At 61.4% G+C, this 20212-nt stretch carries 14 protein-coding genes; 2 read left to right on the top strand and 12 right to left on the bottom strand.

Annotation, left to right across the window (positions count from 1 at the left end; translation table 11 throughout):
- Positions 1-5 precede the first annotated feature (5 nt).
- The 11 genes from OGI63_RS01450 to fbaA all read right to left on the bottom strand — a co-directional run bounded on the left by OGI63_RS01450 (position 6) and on the right by fbaA (position 13514).
- Positions 6-1091, bottom strand: coding sequence for a LacI family DNA-binding transcriptional regulator (locus OGI63_RS01450; protein WP_011742623.1), 1086 nt, complete (start codon positions 1089-1091; stop codon positions 6-8).
- A gap of 381 nt (positions 1092-1472) precedes the next feature.
- The gene (locus tag OGI63_RS01445; RefSeq protein ID WP_041777201.1) at positions 1473-2765 is read right to left on the bottom strand and encodes an ABC transporter substrate-binding protein; all 1293 of its coding nucleotides are present in this window, start codon (positions 2763-2765) and stop codon (positions 1473-1475) included.
- 367 nt (positions 2766-3132) lie between these two features.
- Positions 3133-3888, bottom strand: coding sequence for an ABC transporter ATP-binding protein (locus OGI63_RS01440; RefSeq protein ID WP_229027003.1), 756 nt, complete (start codon positions 3886-3888; stop codon positions 3133-3135).
- 55 nt (positions 3889-3943) lie between these two features.
- Positions 3944-4975 carry an ABC transporter ATP-binding protein gene (locus OGI63_RS01435; RefSeq protein WP_041777200.1) on the bottom strand — a complete coding sequence of 344 codons (1032 nt, stop codon included), beginning with the start codon at positions 4973-4975 and terminating at the stop codon, positions 3944-3946.
- Positions 4968-5951 (bottom strand): branched-chain amino acid ABC transporter permease, encoded by a 984-nt coding sequence (locus tag OGI63_RS01430; protein ID WP_003807330.1) that lies wholly within the window; start codon positions 5949-5951, stop codon positions 4968-4970. Before OGI63_RS01430 ends, OGI63_RS01435 begins: the two co-directional genes overlap by 8 nt.
- 3 nt (positions 5952-5954) lie before the next feature.
- Complete coding sequence (locus tag OGI63_RS01425; protein WP_041777199.1) at positions 5955-7397, bottom strand: ABC transporter permease subunit; 1443 nt, start codon at positions 7395-7397, stop codon at positions 5955-5957.
- A 133-nt stretch (positions 7398-7530) separates the two neighbouring features.
- A complete protein-coding gene (locus tag OGI63_RS01420; protein WP_041777198.1) occupies positions 7531-7917 on the bottom strand; it encodes a fluoride efflux transporter FluC in 387 nt (128 codons plus the stop codon).
- The gene (locus OGI63_RS01415) at positions 7917-8984 is read right to left on the bottom strand and encodes a fluoride efflux transporter FluC (RefSeq protein ID WP_041777197.1); all 1068 of its coding nucleotides are present in this window, start codon (positions 8982-8984) and stop codon (positions 7917-7919) included. The genes OGI63_RS01420 and OGI63_RS01415 overlap by 1 nt, the downstream gene beginning before the upstream one ends.
- Before the next feature lie 215 nt (positions 8985-9199).
- The gene (locus OGI63_RS01410) at positions 9200-10711 is read right to left on the bottom strand and encodes a ClC family H(+)/Cl(-) exchange transporter (protein WP_231837116.1); all 1512 of its coding nucleotides are present in this window, start codon (positions 10709-10711) and stop codon (positions 9200-9202) included.
- Positions 10712-10974: 263 nt separating this feature from the next.
- Positions 10975-12261 (bottom strand): adenylosuccinate synthase, encoded by a 1287-nt coding sequence (locus OGI63_RS01405; RefSeq protein ID WP_011742617.1) that lies wholly within the window; start codon positions 12259-12261, stop codon positions 10975-10977.
- A 185-nt stretch (positions 12262-12446) separates the two neighbouring features.
- Entirely contained in the window at positions 12447-13514 is a 1068-nt protein-coding gene (gene fbaA, locus OGI63_RS01400) for a class II fructose-bisphosphate aldolase (protein WP_011742616.1), read from the bottom strand.
- Positions 13515-13822: 308 nt separating this feature from the next.
- Between fbaA and OGI63_RS01395 the strand changes: the two genes are divergently transcribed.
- The gene (locus tag OGI63_RS01395; protein ID WP_011742615.1) at positions 13823-16534 is read left to right on the top strand and encodes a YhgE/Pip domain-containing protein; all 2712 of its coding nucleotides are present in this window, start codon (positions 13823-13825) and stop codon (positions 16532-16534) included.
- Between the two features lie 2 nt (positions 16535-16536).
- A complete protein-coding gene (locus tag OGI63_RS01390) occupies positions 16537-18861 on the top strand; it encodes a YhgE/Pip domain-containing protein (protein ID WP_011742614.1) in 2325 nt (774 codons plus the stop codon).
- 339 nt (positions 18862-19200) lie between these two features.
- Here the strand turns inward: OGI63_RS01390 and yddG are convergent, their stop codons facing one another.
- Positions 19201-20169, bottom strand: coding sequence for an aromatic amino acid DMT transporter YddG (gene yddG, locus OGI63_RS01385; protein WP_003807310.1), 969 nt, complete (start codon positions 20167-20169; stop codon positions 19201-19203).
- Positions 20170-20212: the final 43 nt, after the last annotated feature.

Genomic DNA, 20212 nt, shown 5'->3' with positions numbered 1-20212 from the left:
CCCGCTTAGCGGGTGGTATCGCCCAGTTTGAGCGTCACGGGAATCAGCACGTCCGGCTCGTACGGCTTGCGTCCCGTGGCGCTTGTCGTATCTGCCTTGGCATCCCCTTCCTTGGCGATCGCACGAACGATATTGCCGACCGCGACCTGCGCGATTTTGTCGAAATTCTGCGCCACCGCGGTCATTTTCATACCGGCCAGGTCGGTCAGATACGTGCCGTCGTAGGCGATGATCTGCAGGTCGCGCGGAATCGAAATATGCCTCCGCATCGCTTCGCGCACGCAAAGCGCGGCACCGATATCGGAGCTGACCACGGCATCGACGCCGTCCACCGGCATACTGTTGAGCACAGCATTCACCGCGTTCTTATACCCTTGGAAATCCTCCACATTGCCGGCTTCGACGTACTCGTACCGCACGCCGGCCGCTTTCAGCTCCTGCTCCAGCGCAAGGTAGTAGCGGACGGTCGGGAACGTTGTCTTGTGCAGGTCGAAATCGTCCGGGCTGTCTCCATTGCGCGCCGCCAAATCGAAGAACTGGTCGCGCGGGCCGCCGATCATCACCACGTGGTGCGCGCCGGTGTTGACCAGCATGTGCGCCATGAGCCGGCCGCCCTGCTCATGGTCGGAGCCGATCGACGCGATGCCGCCGCCCAGCACACGGTCGAAGGCGACGATCGGGCGGTGGATGGACGTCCAGTAATCGTTCGGATGGGTGGTGTGCGAGCAGACGATGATGCCGTCCATCATGTGACGGCGCAGCATGTCCACGTATTCAACCTCGCCGTTTTCCGCGTCGGCGGTGGAGCACAGCATGGTGCGCAGTCCTTGCGCGGCCAGCTCGCGTTGCAGATGCGCGGTAAGGGTGGCAAAGAAGGGGTGGCGGATGGTCGGCACGATCACGCCGACCAGGTTCGTGCGGTTCTTGTACAGGTTGCGTGCCAGCTCGTTGGGCACGTAATTGAGCTCTTTCATGGCGGCTTCGACGCGCGCGCGCATGTCGTCGGACACGTAGCCCGTCTTGTTGACCACTAGCGAAACCGTGCTCAGCGAAACCCCGGCCTCTTTCGCCACGTCACGCATGCCGACCATTGCCCAACACCTCTCCCCCGCATCGTCGGGATGTTTCCTTACAAATCGCGATATTATGTGTTATTTTACATGCATCTGTAACGTTTCTTTGCAATCGTTCGCACAATATGAACTATCAATTGACGAAAGACGCCCTCCCCCTCTTCAATTCCCCCGAAAAATCCACTTTTTCACCCGTGAACGACGTATGTTTCACGACGCGTTCCACGCATCTTCCACGCACGCTCCGCATGTACTCCACACGCGTTCCGCCCGCAAAAGGGGCGGTGAGACACTTGCGATCATCTCGCTTGCGTCGCACCGCCCCTTGCGTTGCGTGGCTTGGCCGTCAGCCGTCACGTCCGGCCATCACGTCAGTCCGCACCACGGACGAACCGACCGTCATGCCTTCGGTACGGAACCTTCCTGGGAGTGGTCGAAGACCGGCTTGTTGTCGGCGTCGTACTTATAGACGCCGATGGAAGCCGAGCTCGGATCATGCGCGTCGTTGAACGCGCCGATGGAGGTCTGGCCCTTGTACTGAATCTCCTTGCCGTCCTTCAGCAGGGCAACGCAGGCCTTGTAGGAATCGCACTTCTCGCCCTTGGTGGATCCGGAGACGGCCGCCATATTGGCCTGGATGGTCTTGCCATCGGCACTGCCGCCCTTCTGTGCGGCGAGCGCGGCGAGGATGATGCCATCGTAGGTTTCAGCGCCGTAGGTGGTGGTGTTTTTCAGGTCGACGCCGGTGGATTCGAGGCGCTTGACGAAGTCGTCGGACGGATTGATACCCGGGATGGTGCCCTTCGAGCCTTCCAGCAGGCCCGCGTCGAGTTCGCTGGAATAGTCGGAGGTGTTGCCGTCCACGAAGTACAGCTTCTTGGTGTTGACTCCGGCGGAAGCGAGCGCCTTCAGCAGCGGTTTGGTCTGATCGAAGGCGATGACGAGCGTCGCGTCGGGGTTGGATGCCTTGATGGCGGTGGCGATGGATGAGAAGTTCGTTTCGGTCGGGTCGAACGTGTCCTTTTCGCCATAGATGATGTCGACGCCTGCCGCGGATGCGGTTTTGACGATGGTGTCGCGCAGGCCGGTACCGTATTCGTCGTTGAAGACCGCGATGGCGAGCTTCTGCACGCCGTCCTGGGCAATCAGGTTGCCCATGACCGCGCCCTGCACGGTATCGGGGGCGACGGTGCGGAAGAAGTAGTCGGAAAGGCCGGAGAAGCTGGCCGAGGTGGCGCCCATCGACAGCATCGGAATGTTTTGCGAGGTGATGGACTTGTAGGTGTTCTTGACCACGGAGCTGGAGGCCGGGCCGATGATGAACGACGGGTTCTTGCTGAGGACGGATTGGGCGGCGGAGGTGTTCTGGTCGGCGTGGTCCGCGTCGGAGGTGTCGGCGTCGACGGTGGTGATTTTGTTGCCGAGCACGCCACCAGCGTCGTTGATGTCTTTGACGGCAAGTTTTTCGGCGGCCAGTTCCGGCGGGGCCAGGTAGGCCAGTGAGCCGGTTTCCGGCCATAGGCCACCAAGCACGAACTTACTGGTTTTGGTGCCGGAGGTGCTTGCCGAACTGCTGGATGAACTGGACGAGTTGGATGAACCGCAGCCGGCGAGCGCCATGACTGCGGCGGCCACCATGGCGGTGGCTGTGATGGACAGTTTCCTCATGCCCTTCATGTTGATCTTCTTCATTTGAATCACCGTTTCCTCTCTTGGCTCCGCTGATTGCCGAACCCTTGGTGACGATTATCGAGATGTGTTGCTCGACCATCTTGAATCGCACTATAAGTGCCGAGGAAACCGAATGTGTATGCGTGAAGTTAACCGAAGGTGAAGCCCGAAAACTGTTGGAAACACAAGGTTTTGAGCTTGTTTTCAGGCATGCCGAAGCCACTGTCGGGCAGTGCCCCAACAGCGGTAATCGGAATTGAGAATTTTGAATCATAGGGGGAAATCGCGGAACGCGTGCGGAGACCGCCGTCCGAGCCCGAAGGCGTACGAACGTACGTCGAGCGGCAAGGAAAGGCGGTATACGCTCCGTTCCGCGATTTCCTGGGTCCTACCTTCCTTCCTCTTGAACCTCTTCTTCCAGGTTGCCCAGGTAGAGGGAGACGACTTTCGGATCGTTCATCAGGTCGCGGCCCTTGCCGGAGTAGGCGTTGCGGCCTTGGTCGAGGACGTAGCCGCGGTCGCAGATCTGCAGGCAGCGGCGGGCGTTCTGTTCGACGATGACCACGGATACGCCGGCTTTGTTGACTTGGCGCACGCGGATGAAGGTTTCGTCCTGAAGCATTGGGGACAGGCCTGCGGAGGGCTCGTCGAGCAGGAGGACGGATGGTTTCATCATGAGGGCGCGGGCCATGGCCACCATCTGACGTTCGCCGCCGGAGAGTTGGCCTGCGAGCTGGTTTTTGCGCTGGCCGAGTTTGGGGAAGATGGAGCACACGTAGTCGAAGCGTTCGTTGAACAGTTTCGGTGCTTGGAACGCGCCCATGTGCAGGTTTTCCGCGATGGTCAGGCTGGGGAAGACGTTTTCGGTCTGCGGCACGAAGCCGACGCCACGGGAGACGAGTTTGTCGGCGCGCAGGTTGGTGATGTCCTCGCCTTTCAGCAGCAGCTTGCCGGAGTGGATGTGCACCAGGCCGAACAATGATTTGAGCAGGGTTGATTTGCCTGCGCCGTTCGGGCCGATGATACCAACGATCTCGCCTTCATGCAGGGTCAGGGATGCGCCGTTCAGGATGTTCACGCCGGGAATGTATCCGGCCACCAAATCGACCGCGTCGAGCAACGGTTCGCCTTCGGGCTCGCCCATGTGGATCTGCGCGCGGGTCAGCGGCTCGTCGGCCACGCTTGCGATGTCGCTCATTTCAGGCCTCCTTCAGGTCTTCCAGCACGGAATCGTCGCCCAGGTCCACGTTCGCGTGGGCGCCCAGATATGCGTCGATCACGGCCGGATCGTTCATCACGCTCTTCGGTTGGCCTTCGGCCACGATCTTGCCTTCCGCCATCACGGTGACCCAGTCGGCGATGTGTCTCACCATGTTGATGTCGTGTTCGACGAACAGCACTGTGGTGCCTTCCTCGCGCAACGCCATGATGTGGTCGAGCAGCGACTGTTTCAGCGCGGGATTCACGCCGGCCATCGGCTCGTCCAGCATGACCAGTTTCGGGTCGGACATCAGCGCTCGTGCCATTTCCAGCAGCTTGCGTTGGCCGCCGGAAAGCGCGCCGGCGTAATCGTCCTTCTTTTTGATCAGCAGGAAGCGTTCCAGCAGCGCCTCGGCTTTTTCGATGTTCGCCTGCTCCTGCTTCCTCCACATGCCGGGGAACAGCGCGCGGAACATGCCTTCGCCCGGCTGCACGGGGGCACCGAGGAGCATGTTGTCGAGCACGGTCAGACGGCTCATCACCTTGGTTAGCTGGAAGGTGCGGACCATGCCCATGCGCGCCACTTTTTCGGGCTGCACGTGGGCCATGTCCTTGCCGTCGAACTGCCAGGTGCCGGTGTTCGGCGTATCGAAGCCGGTCATCAGGTTGAAGAACGTGGTTTTGCCGGCGCCGTTCGGTCCGATCAGCGCGGTGATGCCGTGCCGTTCGATTTCGAAGTGGCTCACGTCCACGGCGGTCATGCCGCCGAATTTGCGGGTCACGTTGTCGGCCACGAGGATCGGGTCGGGCTTGTGCACGCCCGGCTTGTTTTCGACGAATTTCAGATCGTCGGTGACTTTGTCACGATAGGCGGTGGAGATGAGGGTCTCGCCTTCCGGAGCTTTGGTGGCCCATTTGGTGAGGTCCTGGAATGGTACGCCGGGCTGCACACCGGATACGGGTTGCACGCCGGTTGCGGGTTCCGTGGCCGGCTGCACGCCAGTGGTCGGAGAATTCGTTGTATCAGGCATGGAAAGCCAACTCCTTTCGGTCGCCCAACAGGCCTTGTGGTCTGAAGATCACCAGGCACATCAGCGCGACGCCGACGATCACCCAGCCGAGGGCTTCGATCTGGTTGGAAGAGATGAGGGTTTCGGGAACGGTGTTGCGCATGACCTCCTTGACGAAGGTGAGCAGCACCCACAGCACGCAGGAGCCAAGCACCGGGCCGAGAATCGTGGCCGCGCCGCCCAGCAGCAGAATCGTCCACACGTAGAAGGTGACGGTGCGGCCGAGCGAATCGGGCTGTACGGAACGCGGCAGGACGAAGATGATGCCGGCGATCGCGCCGAACAGGCCGCCCAGAATCAGCGATTCCATCTTGTATCGCGTCACCGGCTTGCCGAGCGAACGGATCGCGTTCTCGTCCTCGCGGATGCCTTTGAGCATGCGGCCCCACGGCGAGTGGAACCAGCGCCAGCACAGCAGCGCCGCGATCACCACCAAAACCCATGCCACGATGCGCAGCCACCAGGAGTTGGCGATGTTGTTGCTGTACGTCCACAGCAGGAACGTGGTCGAACCGTCCGGCAGCGGCGAAAGCGATTCGAATTTCTCGGTGAAGTCCTGCGGCGAGATGCCCGCGGAACCGCCGGTGAAGTTCGTCATGGCCGTCGATCTGCCGATGATGCGGATGATTTCCGCGGCGGCCAATGTGACCATGGCCAGATAGTCGGGTCCGAGTTTCAGCGTCGGAATGCCCAGCAGCAGCGCGTAGATGACCGCGAGCGCGAGCGCCGCGCATACGGAGGCGAACAGGTTGCAGCCCATCGACTGCGTGATGGCGAATCCGTAAGCGCCGAGGAGCATGAAACCGGCCTGGCCCATGTTCATCAGGCCCGTCATGCCGAAGTGAATGTTCAAACCGATGGCGGCGAGTACGTACGCCGCCGTGGTCGGGGCGATCAGTTCGCCCGCCGCGTTGGAGATGATTGTCATGATGTCCATGGATCAGCCCACCCTTTGCTGCTTGCCGAAGATGCCCTGCGGGCGCACCAGCAGAACGATGATGAGGATTGCCAGCGCGCTGGCGTAACGCATATCGTTGGGGATGACGAGCGAGCTCATGTCCGCCACGATGCCGATGACCAGCGAGCCGATCAACGCGCCATTGGCGGTGCCGAGGCCGCCGAGCGTCACCGCGGCGAACATCAGCAGAATCAGGGTCGCGCCGGTGTTCCAGGAGATGCCGTTCAGGTAGACGCCGAGCAGCACGCCGGACAGGGCTGCCATCGCGCACGAGAGGATCCAGACCACGCGGACCACCTGATCCACGTTGATACCGGATGCTGCGGCGAGCGCCGCGTTGTCGGACACGGCTCGTGTGGCGCGGCCGAGTCGCGTCTTGTAGAGGAACAGGGTGACGCCGACGATCACGCAGATGGCGATGAGCGCGGAGACCAGCGTCGGCATGTCGGTGGTGATCGGTCCGAGCTGGAAGCTGTCCGGCACCGATTTGACGATGCCTTTGATGTCGCCACCGAAGAAGAACTGGAACGTGTACTGCAACGCCATGGACAGGCCGATGGTGACGATCATCTGCTGCATGGTGCCGACGTGGCGTCTGCGTAGCGGCCCCCAGACGATTTCGTTTTGGATGAAGCCGGTCAGCGCGCCGATGACGATGGCGAAGATGGCGGAGGCGATGAGCGGCATGTGCAGCATCTGCGTGCCGACGTATGCCATGAGGCCGCCGAGCGTCACCTGTTCGCCGTGTGAGAACGACTGCAGGCCAGTGGTGCCGTAGACGAGGTTCATGCCGACGGACATGAGGCCCAGCATCAGGCCGAAGATAATGCCGGAATACAGTTGCTGCCAGATGCGTTTGCCGACATTGGAGCCGCCTTTTTTGACTGGCGATTGCGTGGCCGCCGTCGATCCGGATGTGCCGGTCGCGCCTTTCGTGCCGTTTGCCGAGCCGGACGATCCAGATGTGCCGGACGTGCCGCTGCCGGTGGAATCGCCAGCTTGGTCGAAACGGACGACTCCGCGCTGCTTGTCGAAGCTGGCTTTCCTGATCGTCACCGTTGCGCTGCTTGCCTTCAGACCGTGCTCTTTCGCAACGGATGCGTCGATGGTGACGGTGTAATCGCCGTCATCGGCAACGGAAAACGCCCACTTGCCGTCGGCAGCGGTTTTGGTTTCCGCCGTTGCCTTGCCGGACAGCGTGATGGTGACGTCGGCGATCGGCTTCTTGTCGGCGTCCTGCAGGATGCCATTGACGCAGCCGTTGCTGGCGGTCGGATTGCATTCATCGACGGCCTGCGCGCCGGAATCGGCTGCGGACGCGATGGCGGGAGGGAGTACGAAAAGCATCGAGAGAACGGCGACAATCGAACAGAGTATGACGATTCCCGGTCGACGATGCCGTGTGAGATACGTTACGGCTGTCATAGGTTTTTCCTCTCTTGTTGTTTTCACAACGTAGGAGAGGAAACAGCTCGCGCGGTTGCGCTCAGATTTCCTGAACGTTACCCGATGACCGCCCGTGTAACGTGAAAATTACGCGCGGCCAAGCCGGTGACAGCTATGCGTGGCCGCCCAGCATGGCGATGCCGAATCCGAGCGCCACGCAGGCGAGCGGCACCGCGACCGTGGCAGCGCCATAGCCCAGGGCCATGGCGAAACGGCGTTTGCGAATCAGCGACAGCACCTCGTTGATCGCCGACGAGAATGTTGAGAATCCGCCGAGGAACCCCACAACGAACGTCATTACCGTGCCCATATCAACCGACTGCGCATAGTACGACATCATGGCGATGCCGGCGCACAGGGAGGCGACGCCGTTGATGACGAGCGTGGCCAGGGGGAAGCTGTGGTTGCCGTTACGGTTCCAGCTGCGTTGGATCGACACGTCAAGCACATAACGGGCCATGGCGCCGATGCCGCCGAACAGGCAGATCATCCAGGTCATCAGCGCACCTCCCCTGTGGTCGGGTCGGCGACGAGCGGGATTTCCGCGGTGACCGGCTTGGGTTCGAAGCTGGGCAGAGGTGCGACGGGTTGCGATGACTGCGGCTGCGATTCGATTTTCGGCACCTGCCCGGTCTGCGCGACCTGCTGGGCGACCTGGGCCGCCTGCTGTGCCGCCTGCGCGGCCTCCAACGCGGCCTGCGCGGCCGAATGCGCCGCATCCGCCACCTTCACGTGGCGCACGCCCTGCGCGTCCGGCACGTTGTTCTGCACATTTTGCGCGGCCGGCACGTCCGATTCGCCCGAATCGGCCATGGGGACCGTCTGCGTAACACTCTGCGTAGCCGATACTGCAGTGTCGGTCATCTGGACGTCCTGCACGATGCCGTACGCGTCCGAATCGCCCGAATCGGACATTGAGGATACGGAAGCCGTGGAGGCATCGGCGATCGCGTTACGGACCCGCTTGCGTGTGCCGCGCGCCAGCAACGCCTGCATCAGCGCCACGCCAACCGCGGCCGCGATCAGACCGCCAGCGAAACTTCCCGCAAGATAGCCGAGCGCGCTGCCGAAACGCTGCTCGCGCATGCCTTCCATGGTTTCCAACATCACGCCGGACATCGTCGACAGTCCGCCAAGCAAACCAAGCCCGACGCCACGGCTGACGACCTGCCGCACCCTGCGGCGCAGCCACGACGCGGTCGCCATGTATTCGGTCAGCATCGCAAACAGGAAGCAGGCGAGCATATTCGACACGAACGTGCCCACCACGAACGGCGAACCGTTCACCGACGGCAGCAGCAGGTCCGTGGCACGACGGAACCCGACGCCGACGAAGCCGCCGACGAACACCACGAGATACATCAGACCATCGGCAAGAGGGTTGAATCGCGCCTGCATGCGTTTCATCGGCGCGAGCGGAATCTGCGGCGGATGCTTGGATGCGGCGGCACCGGACGGGCGCACATCCGCGCGCGCCACTTCGGCGACGTCGATCGACTGTGTGGCGGGATTCGGCTCATCACCCGCGTTTGGCGAGTCTGCCGCCCGTTGTTCTTGCGATTCCATCACATTCCCCTTGTACTTGGCTTTCCGCGGACAGCGTCGTTCCGCCCCAGCCATACGGCAACGAGCTGGCCGCAGGTGCCGTCTTCCTAACCTTGTACGAGTCTACACGTGCGTTGCAACCAAACATCGAACATGTCCGATTCGGTGGATAACTATGGATAACTTCGGGTGGCCCTAGACGTCTACGAATGGTTATGGAAGACGGTAAGACCGCGTCAGACGGACACGTCGCACAGCCGCCGCATCGCATGCCGTGCGTCGCTTTCGTCCTCGCCGCTGAACAGCACGACCAGATAGTCGCCGGCACGCAGCCGCGTATCGCCATGCGGCACGATCTGCCGTTCGCCGCGACGCAGGCCAATCACCAGACAGCCGTACGGCCAGCGCACGTCACGCATCAGCTTGCCGTCCGCGGTCGCGCCCATTTCCACAGGCAGTTCCATGATGCCGTTGTCGATGCGATTGGCGATTGCCGTCGTGCCGCCTTGCGCGCGCATGTACCGTTCCAGCAGCTCGCCGTAGATCGGTTTCGTACGCAGCAGGTCGGAGACGAGCAATGCGATGAACGCGACGGCGGCGACCGGCAGCATGTGCGTCAATGTGCCGGACATTTCCACGGCCAGCAGAATCGACGTGATCGGTGTTTTCACGGACGCGGCCAGCGTGCCCGTCATCACGCATACCGAGAAAATCGCCACGGAATCGGACGGCAGGTTGCCGAACTGGTGCAACGTCTCGCCGCAGATACCGCCGGCGAGTGAGCCAACCGCGAGAATCGGCATGAAAATGCCGCCGGGAGCGCCTGAACCGAAGCTGGTGGAGGTGAACAGCACTTTCGCCACGAACAGCACGCACAGCATGCCCAAGCCGACGCGCGCATGCTCGGCCATGGCGATCAGGTTCGAGCCGCCGCCGAGCACGTCAGGCAGCCAAATGCCGATTGGCAGCGCGAGTGCGATCGCGATCAAAGGGCGGCTCCATGCGGGAAGCTTGCCGTACAGCGTTTGGAAGCCGAGCAGCGAACGGTTCATCAGCGAACCAACCAAACCGGCCACCAATCCCAGCGGAATCAGCCACCCGTATTCGCCGAGCGGCAGTTGGCCGATGGTGCCGAAGTCAAGCACCGGACGCAGGCCGAAACAGTATTTCGATACGAAATCGGCGGTCAGGGACGCGGCGGTGGCGCCCATCAGAATCGCGGGCGAAAAACTGCGATGCACCCCTTCCAAAGCGAACATCATGCCGGACAGCGGTGCGCTGAACGCGGCGGACAGGCCGGCCGCGGCACCGGCGGTGACCAGATAATGCTCCTGCATGTCCTCACGTTTCTTGCCGCGCAGCCGGTGCGATAGGAACTGCGCGCCCGATGCGCCGATTTGGATGGACGGTCCTTCGCGGCCGAGCGAGAGGCCGAAGAGCGATCCGAGCAGGCCTCCGATGAAGCGAACCGGCAGAATCGTCTGCCATCGCATTTTCAGGCCGCAGATCACCACGCCGTTGGTTTGCGGAATGCCGCTGCCGCCGGCCATCGGCTCTTTTTTGACCATCCATGCGATGGCGAGCGCGGCTGTGATTGCGGCGACCGCCCACGGTGCGACCAGCCACGGGGTTTCGCGGATGCGCGCGTAGATCCAGCGCGCGGTGTCGGTGCCGTATTCGATGCCGAGACGGTAGAGGACGACGAGGAAGCCGGAAATCAGGCCGACGAGAATGCCGGCAGCGGCCATCTTCCATTTCAGGTGGTCGAATCGCGGGACCAGTTTGCTGAACCTGTCAAACCTGTCGAACCTGTCGTTAGGCGGCATTGCAGTCATCGCACTCCCCTTTTCCGTTCCTCCGCCGCGCACCCCGTCGGTGTGTATGCGGTGTGCGTCATACGCGCACGCCATCGCACGCACCATACGCAAAGTGCCGGCAGGCACAGGCCCACCGGCACTTGTCATTGACGTTCGTTACCGACGTTCATATCGACGAATCAGCCGAATCAGCTTCAGTCGATCAGCGAGTTGATCTGGATGATGTGGTCGCGCTGCGGGCCGGTGCCGATCACGGAAATGCGGCAGCCGGACAGTTCCTCAAGACGCTTGACGTAATCCTGGCAGGTCTTCGGCAGATCGTTGAAGTCATGGACCTGGGAAATGTCCTCGTCCCAACCCGGCATGGACTCGTAAATCGGCTTCGCGGCGGCGAACTCGGCCTGGTCGGTCGGCATATCGTCGCGACGCTCGCCGTTGACGTCGTACGCCACGCACAGCGGGATTTCCTTGAGGCCGGTGAGCACGTCGAGCTTGGTGAGCACGATGTCGGTCAGGCCGTTGACCTGGGCCGCGTAACGGTTGACGACCGCGTCGAACCAACCGCAGCGACGCGGGCGACCGGTGGTCACGCCGTACTCGTGGCCTTGGGCGCGCAGCCATTCGCCTTCCTCGCCGAACAGTTCGGTCGGGAACGGGCCTTCGCCCACGCGGGTCACATACGCCTTGGAGACGCCGACCACGCGGGTGATCTTGGTCGGGCCAACGCCGGTGCCGGTGCAGGCGCCGCCGGCGGTCGGGTTGGAGGAAGTCACGAACGGGTAGGTGCCGTGGTCCACGTCGAGCATGGTGGCCTGGCCGCCTTCGAACAGCACGGTCTTACCCTCGTCGAGCGCCTTGTTGAGCACCAGGGAGGTGTTGGCCACGTACGGCTTCAGGCGTTCGCCGAGCTTGAGCAGCTCGTCGGTGGTCTCGTCCACGTCGATCGGGCGACGGTTGTACAGCTTGACGAGCATCTGGTTCTTCTGATGCAGGCTGGCCTCGACCTTGTCATGCAGGTGCTCCGCGTTGAACAGGTCGTGCACGCGGATGCCCACGCGGTTGATCTTGTCGGCGTATGCCGGGCCGATGCCACGGCCGGTGGTGCCGATCTTGTGCTTGCCGAGGAAGCGTTCGGTCACCTTGTCGAGCACGCGGTGATACGGGGCGATGATGTGCGCGCTTTCGCTCACCAGCAGTCGGGAGCAGTCCACGCCACGGCTTTCAAGGCCGTCGATCTCCTGGAACAGCACTTCCGGATCGACGACGACGCCGTTGCCGATGACAGGGGTGGTGTTGGGGCTGATGATGCCGGACGGCAGCAGATGCAGCGCATACGATTCGTCGCCGACCACCACAGTATGGCCAGCGTTATTGCCGCCGTTGAAGCGGGCCACGTAGTCGACCTTCGTGCCGATCAGATCCGTTGCCTTGCCTTTGCCCTCGTCTCCCCACTGGGCACCGATCAAAACAATTCCAGGCATGTTGTTGCACCTCCGTGCGTACGCGATTCTGCCTTAAGCCTTGCGCCTAAAGCCTTACAAAGGTTACTCTTCACCCTCTACCGGGTCTGAGGGATGCTCACGGCTCCGGACCGACCGTAATCGGATTGCAACCGGTCCGAAAAACAGACCAGAAAACGCCCGAAAACAGTTCGAAAGACCGTTGGCTAGTTCAGCGCGCGCCCGGCACTGCCGAGCTGCTTGCATGCTTCGACCACACGCGCGGCCATCGCGGATTCAGCTTCACGACCCCAGGATCGCGGATCGTACAGCTTCTTGTTGCCCACCTCACCGTCGATTTTGAGCACCGAATCATAGTTGGAGAACATGTGACCGGCCACCGCACGGCTGAATGCGTACTGCGTATCGGTGTCGATGTTCATCTTCACCACGCCGTAGCTCACGGCCTGCGCGATCTCCTCCGGCGCGGAGCCGGAACCGCCGTGGAACACCAGGGCGAACGGCTTACCGGGAGCGACATCCAGCGAGTGCGCGGGGTCGGGCATTTCGCCGGCCTTGATCGCGAGCGCGACCGTGGTCTGGATTTCGTCGAGCAGTTCGGGGCGCAGTTTCACCACGCCCGGTTTGTATGCGCCGTGCACGTTGCCGAAGGTGAAGGCGGCCATGTAGCGTCCGCGCTCGCCGAGGCCGAGTCGTTGCGCGACGGTGATGCCTTGCGCGGGCGTGGAATACAGTTTGTCATTGATTTCGGCGCTGTGCCCGTCTTCTTCGCCACCGACCGCGCCGATTTCGATTTCCAGCACGGTGTGCGCGGCTTGGGATTTGTCGAGCAGTTCTTCTGCGATGTCGAGGTTTTCATCCAGCGGCACTGTGGAACCGTCCCACATGTGTGACTGGAAGGTCGGTTCCTGACCGTGCTTCACCTGTTCGACTTCATGGTCGAGCAAGAGGCGCACCCATTCGTCCAAATACTGTTTGGCGCAGTGGTCGGTGTGCAGGGCGATGGTGATGTTGGGGTATTTCGCCGCGACTTCGTGCGCGAAGGCTGCGAAGGCAAGCGAGCCGGTGACGCGGTCGTTGACGCGTTGCCCGGAGAAGTAGGCGGCGCCGCCTACGGAGACTTGGATGATGCCATCGGATTCCGCCTCGGCGAAACCCTGGAGTGCGGCGTTCAGGGTCTGCGTGCTGGTCACATTGATCGCGGGATAGGCGTAACCGCCGCGGCGTGCGGCGTCCAGCATTTGCGCATAACGTTCCGGCGTTGCAATAGTCATGCCTCCATTATCGCCCAACCCTATCCCACTTGTCATGTGACAACATTCGCCATCTTTCCTTTCCGTTTTCCCGACCGTCCGCTCCATATCCAGGTCGCCCGCCCCACTAGAGCCATATGCCGAGCGTTTTCGTCTCATATCCCGACACTTGCGGGACCGACCAATAAACATGGCGAAACCATTGCGATCGTTCCATCGGAAGTCATAGAATGTCCACCGGATCGCGCGACGAAGAGCCCAACCGGGTGTTCCCGCACGGGCATGCCGCCGCACGTAGATGTTGCGACCAATACCCGCGAGGAGGCTTGATGCACCAGGTTTTCGCCATCTTCCTTCGAGACGTGAAACGCATTCTGAAGAACCCCGTGGCGCTCGTCGTCACGCTGGGTGTGGCCATCATCCCATCACTGTACGCATGGTGCAATATCCTCGCCAACTGGGACCCGTACGCGAACACGGGCAACATCCAAGTCGCTGTGGCGAACGAGGACAAGGGCACAACCTCCACGCTGGTCGGCCATCTCGACGCTGGCCAGCAGACCGTCAACCAGCTTAAGAAGAACCATCAGCTCGGCTGGCGTTTCGTTCCCAAGCAGCAAGCCATCGAAGGCGTGGAATCCGGCAAATACTATGCGGCGATCGTACTGCCGGAAGACTTCAGCTCCAGACTAATCGGCACCGTCACCGGTAAAGGCGACCGACCGTCGATCACGTACTACATCAACGAAAAGCTGAACGCGATCGCGCCGAAAATCACCGATACGGGCGCGACCACGATCGACGAGCAGATCAACACCACTTTCGTTTCCAGCGTGGCCGACGCCGTGGCAAAGGAAGTGAAGGAGGCAGCGGGAGAAACCACCGGCAGCGTGAAAAGCGCGCAAAGCGACGTCATCAACGATCTGACCGACACCATCAACCAGCTCGAAACCGTCCAACAGCAGCTGCGCGACACCCGCTCCACGCTCGACAAGGCCCTCACCACCATCGATTCGGCCAAACAGTCCAACATCGCGCTCACCTCGGAAATCACCAACTCGCTTGACACCGTCGGCAAGGCGTCCGACTTGCTGAGCGAGACGCGCACACAAACCGAACGATTCTCGAACACGCTGGTCGGAGCGCTCGACAACGGCAGCACGCAACTGTCCGGCCTGCAGGTCAACGTGAGCAATGCCACCGGCACCGTGCTCAGCGGACTGAACACCACGCAGGACGCGCTCGACCAAGTGTCCAGCACCATGCATCACGTCAACACCACCACCGGCAATGTGCTCGACGACGTGGAGAAGGCGTTGCAGGCCAGCCAGCTGGATCCGAACAGCCAAACGTATAAGGATCTTTCCGCGCAGCTCGCCGAAGCCCGCAAACAGCTGACGTTCCAGCAGCAGCGCATCGACGCCTTCGATCAGGACACCACGGCTGCGATCAACGCGGGGAAGAACACCGCGAACGGGTTCAACGACGATGTCACCACGCTGGCGAAGAACGGCACGGCGTCGATGGCGAGCGCACGCACGACCATCACCGGCACGGTCATGCCGAATCTCAACACCGGGCTCGATACACTCAGCCTGGCCAATGGGTCGCTGTCCGGCACGCTTACCACGCTGCAAAGCACGCTGGAACAGGGCAACGGGCTGCTCGACCAGTTGTCGCGCACCGTGACCCAAACGAACACCACCATTGCTGGCACGCAGACACAGCTCGCCAATCTCGCCAAACAGCTCAACACCACGCGCACCGATGTGGCCGCGTTGAGCAGTTCGGCGATGTTCCAGCAGCTTTCCCAAGCGCTCGGACTTGACGCGAGCGAGGTCGGCTCGTTCGTGGGCGAGCCGGTGCATTTGGACGAACAGGTCCTCTACCCGGTCAAAAACTATGGTTCCGCGGTCACGCCGTTCTACACGAATCTTGCGCTGTGGGTCGGCGGATTCGTGCTCGTCGCGATCTACAAGCTTGAAGTGGACCGCGATGAGAAGATCCGCATGTACACGCCACGCCAAGGCTATATGGGCCGTTGGCTGCTGTTCGTCACGGTCGGATTCCTGCAGGCGATCATCGCCACGATCGGCGATCTCGCGCTGGGCATCCAATGCGAGCATCCGTTCCTGTTCATCCTCGCCGGCATTTTCGCCTCGTTCGTCTACGTGAACATCATTTACGCGCTCGCCGTGGCGTTCCGGCATATCGGCAAGGCCGTCGCCGTGATTCTGGTGATCATCCAGATTCCGGGCGCGGCAGGCCTCTACCCCATCGAGATGATGCCGGAATTCTTCCGCCGTCTGAAACCGTTCCTACCGTTCACCTACGGCATCAACGCGATGCGCGGGCCGATCGGCGGCATGTATGCCAACCATTATTGGATCGACATGCTCTCGCTGTTCTGGTATCTGCCTGTGGCGCTGTTCATCGGCTTGGTGGTCCGCAAGCTGGCGTTAAACCTCAACCGCCTGTTCGACAACCGTCTGGCGGACACTGATCTGATGATCACCGAACATAACGAAGGCACGGTGGAACCGTTGCGGCTCACCGAGACCGCGCAGCAGATCGCCGAGGAGTTCCCCGAACTCGTCCGCAGACGGGCGATTCATTTCTTCCGCCTGTACCCGCGCCTGGTGCGTTGGGGATTCCTCGCGCTGGCGGTACTGCCGTTCGTGTTCCTGCTATTGCTATTCATCACGCGCATGAAGCTCGCCATGCTGCTCGGTTGGATCATTTCGATCATCGCCATCGACACGTATCTCATCGTGGTGGAGTATCTGCGCGAACGGTATGCGAATTATCTGGGCGAGGAAGCGATGAGTGCGGAAGAGTTCCGCAGCGCGATCCTGCACGAGAACCTGCTGTTCCGGCCGGGCATGCATTACAAGCCGATGCATGCCGTACGTACGAGGCTGTATGAGGCTGCGCATGGTGGTTCGGCCGGACATGCGCCTGAACATGCGGCTGAGTATGCGGCTGGAAACACGGACGGAAATGCTGGCAGGAGTCTGCGTGAGGAGGGGAACGAACAGTGAAAATGATCTGGGGCATCTTCAAGCGGGACATGTGCCATGCCACCCGCAACGTGATCGCCGTGATCGTCTCGATGGGCCTGGTGGTGGTGCCGGCGCTGTACGCCTGGTTCAACATCGCGGCCAGCTGGGACCCCTACGGCAACACCAAGGCATTGAAGGTCGCCGTGGCCAATAACGACAAGGGTTACAAGTCGGATCTCATACCGGTGCGCGTCAACGTGGGCGAAACCATCATCAGCACACTGCACGCCAACGACCAGCTGGACTGGCAGTTCGTGAAAAGCGACAAGGCAATCGACGGGGTGAAATCCGGCGAATACTATGCGGCGATCGTAATTCCGAAAGGTTTCAGCGCCGACATGATGACGCTGTTCTCCCCCGACATCAAACACGCGCAGCTCAAGTACTATCTGAACGAGAAAATCAACCCGATCGCCCCGCATATCACCGATCAGGGCGCGACAACCGTGGTCAACACGATCGACAAAACCTTCGCCAAAACGATTGCGCAAGTCGGACTCGACCTGGCCTCAAGCATCCTACACTATTCGCAAAGCCCGCAAATGGCCGAATACATGCGCAACCTCAACGGCAATCTCACCACCACGGCGGATACGCTGAGCGGCGCATCGCAGCAGGTGACGTCGTATTCGCAGCTGCTCGGCTCGGCGAACGACATCGTGGATTCCACGGGCAAACTGCTCGCCTCGGCGACCAAGGCGGGCAAACAGGCCCAGAACGCGTTGAAGCAAGGCAAATCAGGTGCCACGTCACTCACTTCTGCAGGTGCGAACGTCACCTCCTCGGTGAACACCGCGCTCGACCAGGTGTCAGGCGCGTTCGACCAAGTAGCTGCCAAGGTGAACAAGGCGTTCGACGCGATCGGCAAGGACTCAGACACCGCAGCCAGCCAGTTGGCAACGTTGAGCGAACAAATCTCCAGCGGCGAATCGCTGTACGACACGTACATCACAAGCCTCAACCACATGCGCGAATCGGTGGAACAACTACCGGACAGCGATTCCGCGAAACAGGCGCTGCTGGAAGCCATCGACCGGGAGATCACGCTGCTGGAAGCCGCCAAAGGCGATTCGCAGAAGCTCGCGCAGCAGCTGAAAGACGCTTCCACGCAGGTCACGCAGGATACCGCAGCCGCGGAACGCTCCCGCAAGGAGATCCTGAACCGCATCACCTCCGCGAAGCAGTCGATCAGCAATGTGCGCGACGATTACGCCACGAACGTCAAGCCGAAAATCGACGCGCTCGCCTCCACAGTCAGCACGCTGATCTCCCAAACCGACAGCATAATCACCCAGCTGAGCGGCACCGCCGACGATCTGGACGATGTGACGGGCGATGTGGGGACGAATGTGACGTCCATCCGTTCCACGCTCGGCGCGATCGCGAAGAAACTCGACTCGTCGGCAGCGACGGTGAAGGAGCTGATCACGAAGCTGGAGACGGGCGGGAACGCCGGTGACGGCAACAGCGATGGTGGCAATGGTGGCAACGACGCCAGTTCGTCCGATTCGGGTGAATCGGACGAACTACGTGCACTGGCCACCGCCAACGCGTCCACACTGTCCACGCTGATTTCCGCGCCTGTCGCACTGCATCGCGTCTCGGTGTACCCGATCGCGAACTACGGTTCGGCCATGGCGCCGTTCTATACGATCCTGTCAATCTGGGTGGGTGCGATCATCCTGTGCGCCATGCTGAAAGTGACGATTTCGGACCGCGAGAAGGCGCATGTGCTGGGCTTGGGCGACACGCTGCCGCGCGTCGCCGGCCCGTCCGGCCCGGGGAACGCCTCACGTTGGGGACTGCGTCTCGACCACGAGTATTTCGGACGGTACGCGATCTTCGCACTGCTCGCGTTGCTGCAGGGCACACTGGTTTGCCTGGGTGACATGTATTTCCTTGGCGTGCAGGCGAATCATGCGCTGCAGTTCCTTGCCGTGGGGTGGCTTGCCGCGCTCGTGTTCTCGAATATCGTGTATACGCTGACCGTGTCGTTCGGCGATATCGGCAAGGCCGTGGCCGTGGTGCTGCTGGTGATGCAGGTCGCCGGTTCGGGCGGTACGTTCCCTATCGAGACGCTGCCGAAGTTCTTCCAAATGCTCTACCCGTTCCTACCATTCCCGCACGCCATCGATGCCATGCACGCCGCGATGGCCGGATCGTACGGCAATGAGTACCTGCTTGATATGGTGTATCTCGCCTTGTTCCTGATTCCTTCGCTGCTGCTGGGATTGGTGTTGCGCAAGCCGGTGATCCGGTTGAACAACTGGGTGAGCCGCAATCTGGAGTCCACCAAGGTGATGTGACGAGGCGGATTTGAACGGGCTGGTTTGAGCCGGTTTAGATCGGTTTCGGCTGGTACACGTGAACGCGCTGCCCGCCATCATCGACGACCTGAAAACCCAAAGCCACGAATTCGTCACCATCGACCAGCCGGCAAAAACCTAAGCTAGCGTGGAGGCGTAGGGCATTGTCCTGCCCAGTCACTTCCCTTACGTACCGCTGCGCCATCCCGGCGCTCCTCTGCGCCGCCACTACCCCACATGTCGCCTCCTCACGCACCAACAAGTGTCCGATTCCCCCGAATCAGCCACCCACGCGTCATCCGGTCACCCCAGGTTGTCCGATTCGGGAGAAACGGACACTCAGGGGCACCGTGCAAACCACACGTTGATCAGAGAACCGGCAACCACCAGCACAACACCGATCCAGAACGGCATGCCCAGCGCCACGCCCAACAGAAGCGTGCTAGAAGCCGTGGAAAACAGCGGAGTCGCGTACGAACCAATCGCAAGCGTTTCCATACTGCCGTGCAACATGCCGTATCCCCAGCACGCGTAGCCGCCCGAAATCGAAGCGGCGCACGCAATCAGCGCAGCATATCCACCGATGCCGGGCGCCGTGTCCGGCAAACCGTCTCCCGAAACGAAATGGATGGTCCACAGTACAACGGCCACACAGCAGAAGAAAATCGTCGTGCCGTCGTAACCGCCGGACAACGACGGCGTAAAAGTCGCATAAATCGCCCAAATAAAGGCGCCAACAAACGCGAGCACATACGGTAGGGGGTTACTGGCGATATTGTGGACCGCTTCCTGCATATCAAGGCTTTCTCCGCCAACCGCCATCGCCACACCGATGGTTGCGATCACCGCGCCAGGAATCGCTTTGGCGACCGCACCACGTTTGTGCGATACCGCTGCGGTCATCAGCACCAGCAGCGTCGGCCACAAGTAGTTGACAAGGCTGACTTCCACGGATTGCGCGTTCGTTGTGGCCAGGCCGATCGACAGCGAGATTGACGCCTCGTATGCGATGAACATGAGTCCGCCTGCGATGAGGTACTTGCATGGCGCTTCGCGGATTGGTTTCGGACGGCGCACAATGAACAGCATGACACCACCGACGGTGTAGATGAGCGCCGAACCGAGCGTGGCGCCGAACGATTCGGAGACCAGTCGCACGAGGCCGGCCATGAAGCCCCACAGGACGATTGCGAACAGGCCGATGAGTGTCGCCGCGTGTGATGTGGCATGGCCGAGTAGCGGATTGCAGGAGTTGCCGGTGGGGTGGTTTGCGCCGGAATCGGAGGGGGACTTCTGGTTCGTGTTCACGGGCTCCAGCCTACCCATCGCCCTCCACGAGTGTCCGATTCTG

It is taken from the genome of Bifidobacterium sp. KRGSERBCFTRI (assembly GCF_025908335.1).
This window is presented reverse-complemented; position numbering and strand designations above follow the sequence as displayed.

Excerpts from the sequence above, each read along its gene's own strand:
- OGI63_RS01450 (WP_011742623.1), bottom strand. The coding sequence starts at position 1,091 with ATGGTCGGCATGCGTGACGTGGCGAAAGAGGCCGGGGTTTCGCTGAGC.
- OGI63_RS01445 (WP_041777201.1), bottom strand. The coding sequence starts at position 2,765 with ATGAAGAAGATCAACATGAAGGGCATGAGGAAACTGTCCATCACAGCC.
- OGI63_RS01440 (WP_229027003.1), bottom strand. The coding sequence starts at position 3,888 with ATGGGCGAGCCCGAAGGCGAACCGTTGCTCGACGCGGTCGATTTGGTG.
- OGI63_RS01435 (WP_041777200.1), bottom strand. The coding sequence starts at position 4,975 with ATGCCTGATACAACGAATTCTCCGACCACTGGCGTGCAGCCGGCCACG.
- OGI63_RS01430 (WP_003807330.1), bottom strand. The coding sequence starts at position 5,951 with ATGGACATCATGACAATCATCTCCAACGCGGCGGGCGAACTGATCGCC.
- OGI63_RS01425 (WP_041777199.1), bottom strand. The coding sequence starts at position 7,397 with ATGACAGCCGTAACGTATCTCACACGGCATCGTCGACCGGGAATCGTC.
- OGI63_RS01420 (WP_041777198.1), bottom strand. The coding sequence starts at position 7,917 with ATGACCTGGATGATCTGCCTGTTCGGCGGCATCGGCGCCATGGCCCGT.
- OGI63_RS01415 (WP_041777197.1), bottom strand. The coding sequence starts at position 8,984 with ATGGAATCGCAAGAACAACGGGCGGCAGACTCGCCAAACGCGGGTGAT.
- OGI63_RS01410 (WP_231837116.1), bottom strand. The coding sequence starts at position 10,711 with ATGGCCGCTGCCGGCATTCTCGTCGGCCTGATTTCCGGCTTCCTCGTC.
- OGI63_RS01405 (WP_011742617.1), bottom strand. The coding sequence starts at position 12,261 with ATGCCTGGAATTGTTTTGATCGGTGCCCAGTGGGGAGACGAGGGCAAA.
- fbaA (WP_011742616.1), bottom strand. The coding sequence starts at position 13,514 with ATGACTATTGCAACGCCGGAACGTTATGCGCAAATGCTGGACGCCGCA.
- OGI63_RS01395 (WP_011742615.1), top strand. The coding sequence starts at position 13,823 with ATGCACCAGGTTTTCGCCATCTTCCTTCGAGACGTGAAACGCATTCTG.
- OGI63_RS01390 (WP_011742614.1), top strand. The coding sequence starts at position 16,537 with ATGATCTGGGGCATCTTCAAGCGGGACATGTGCCATGCCACCCGCAAC.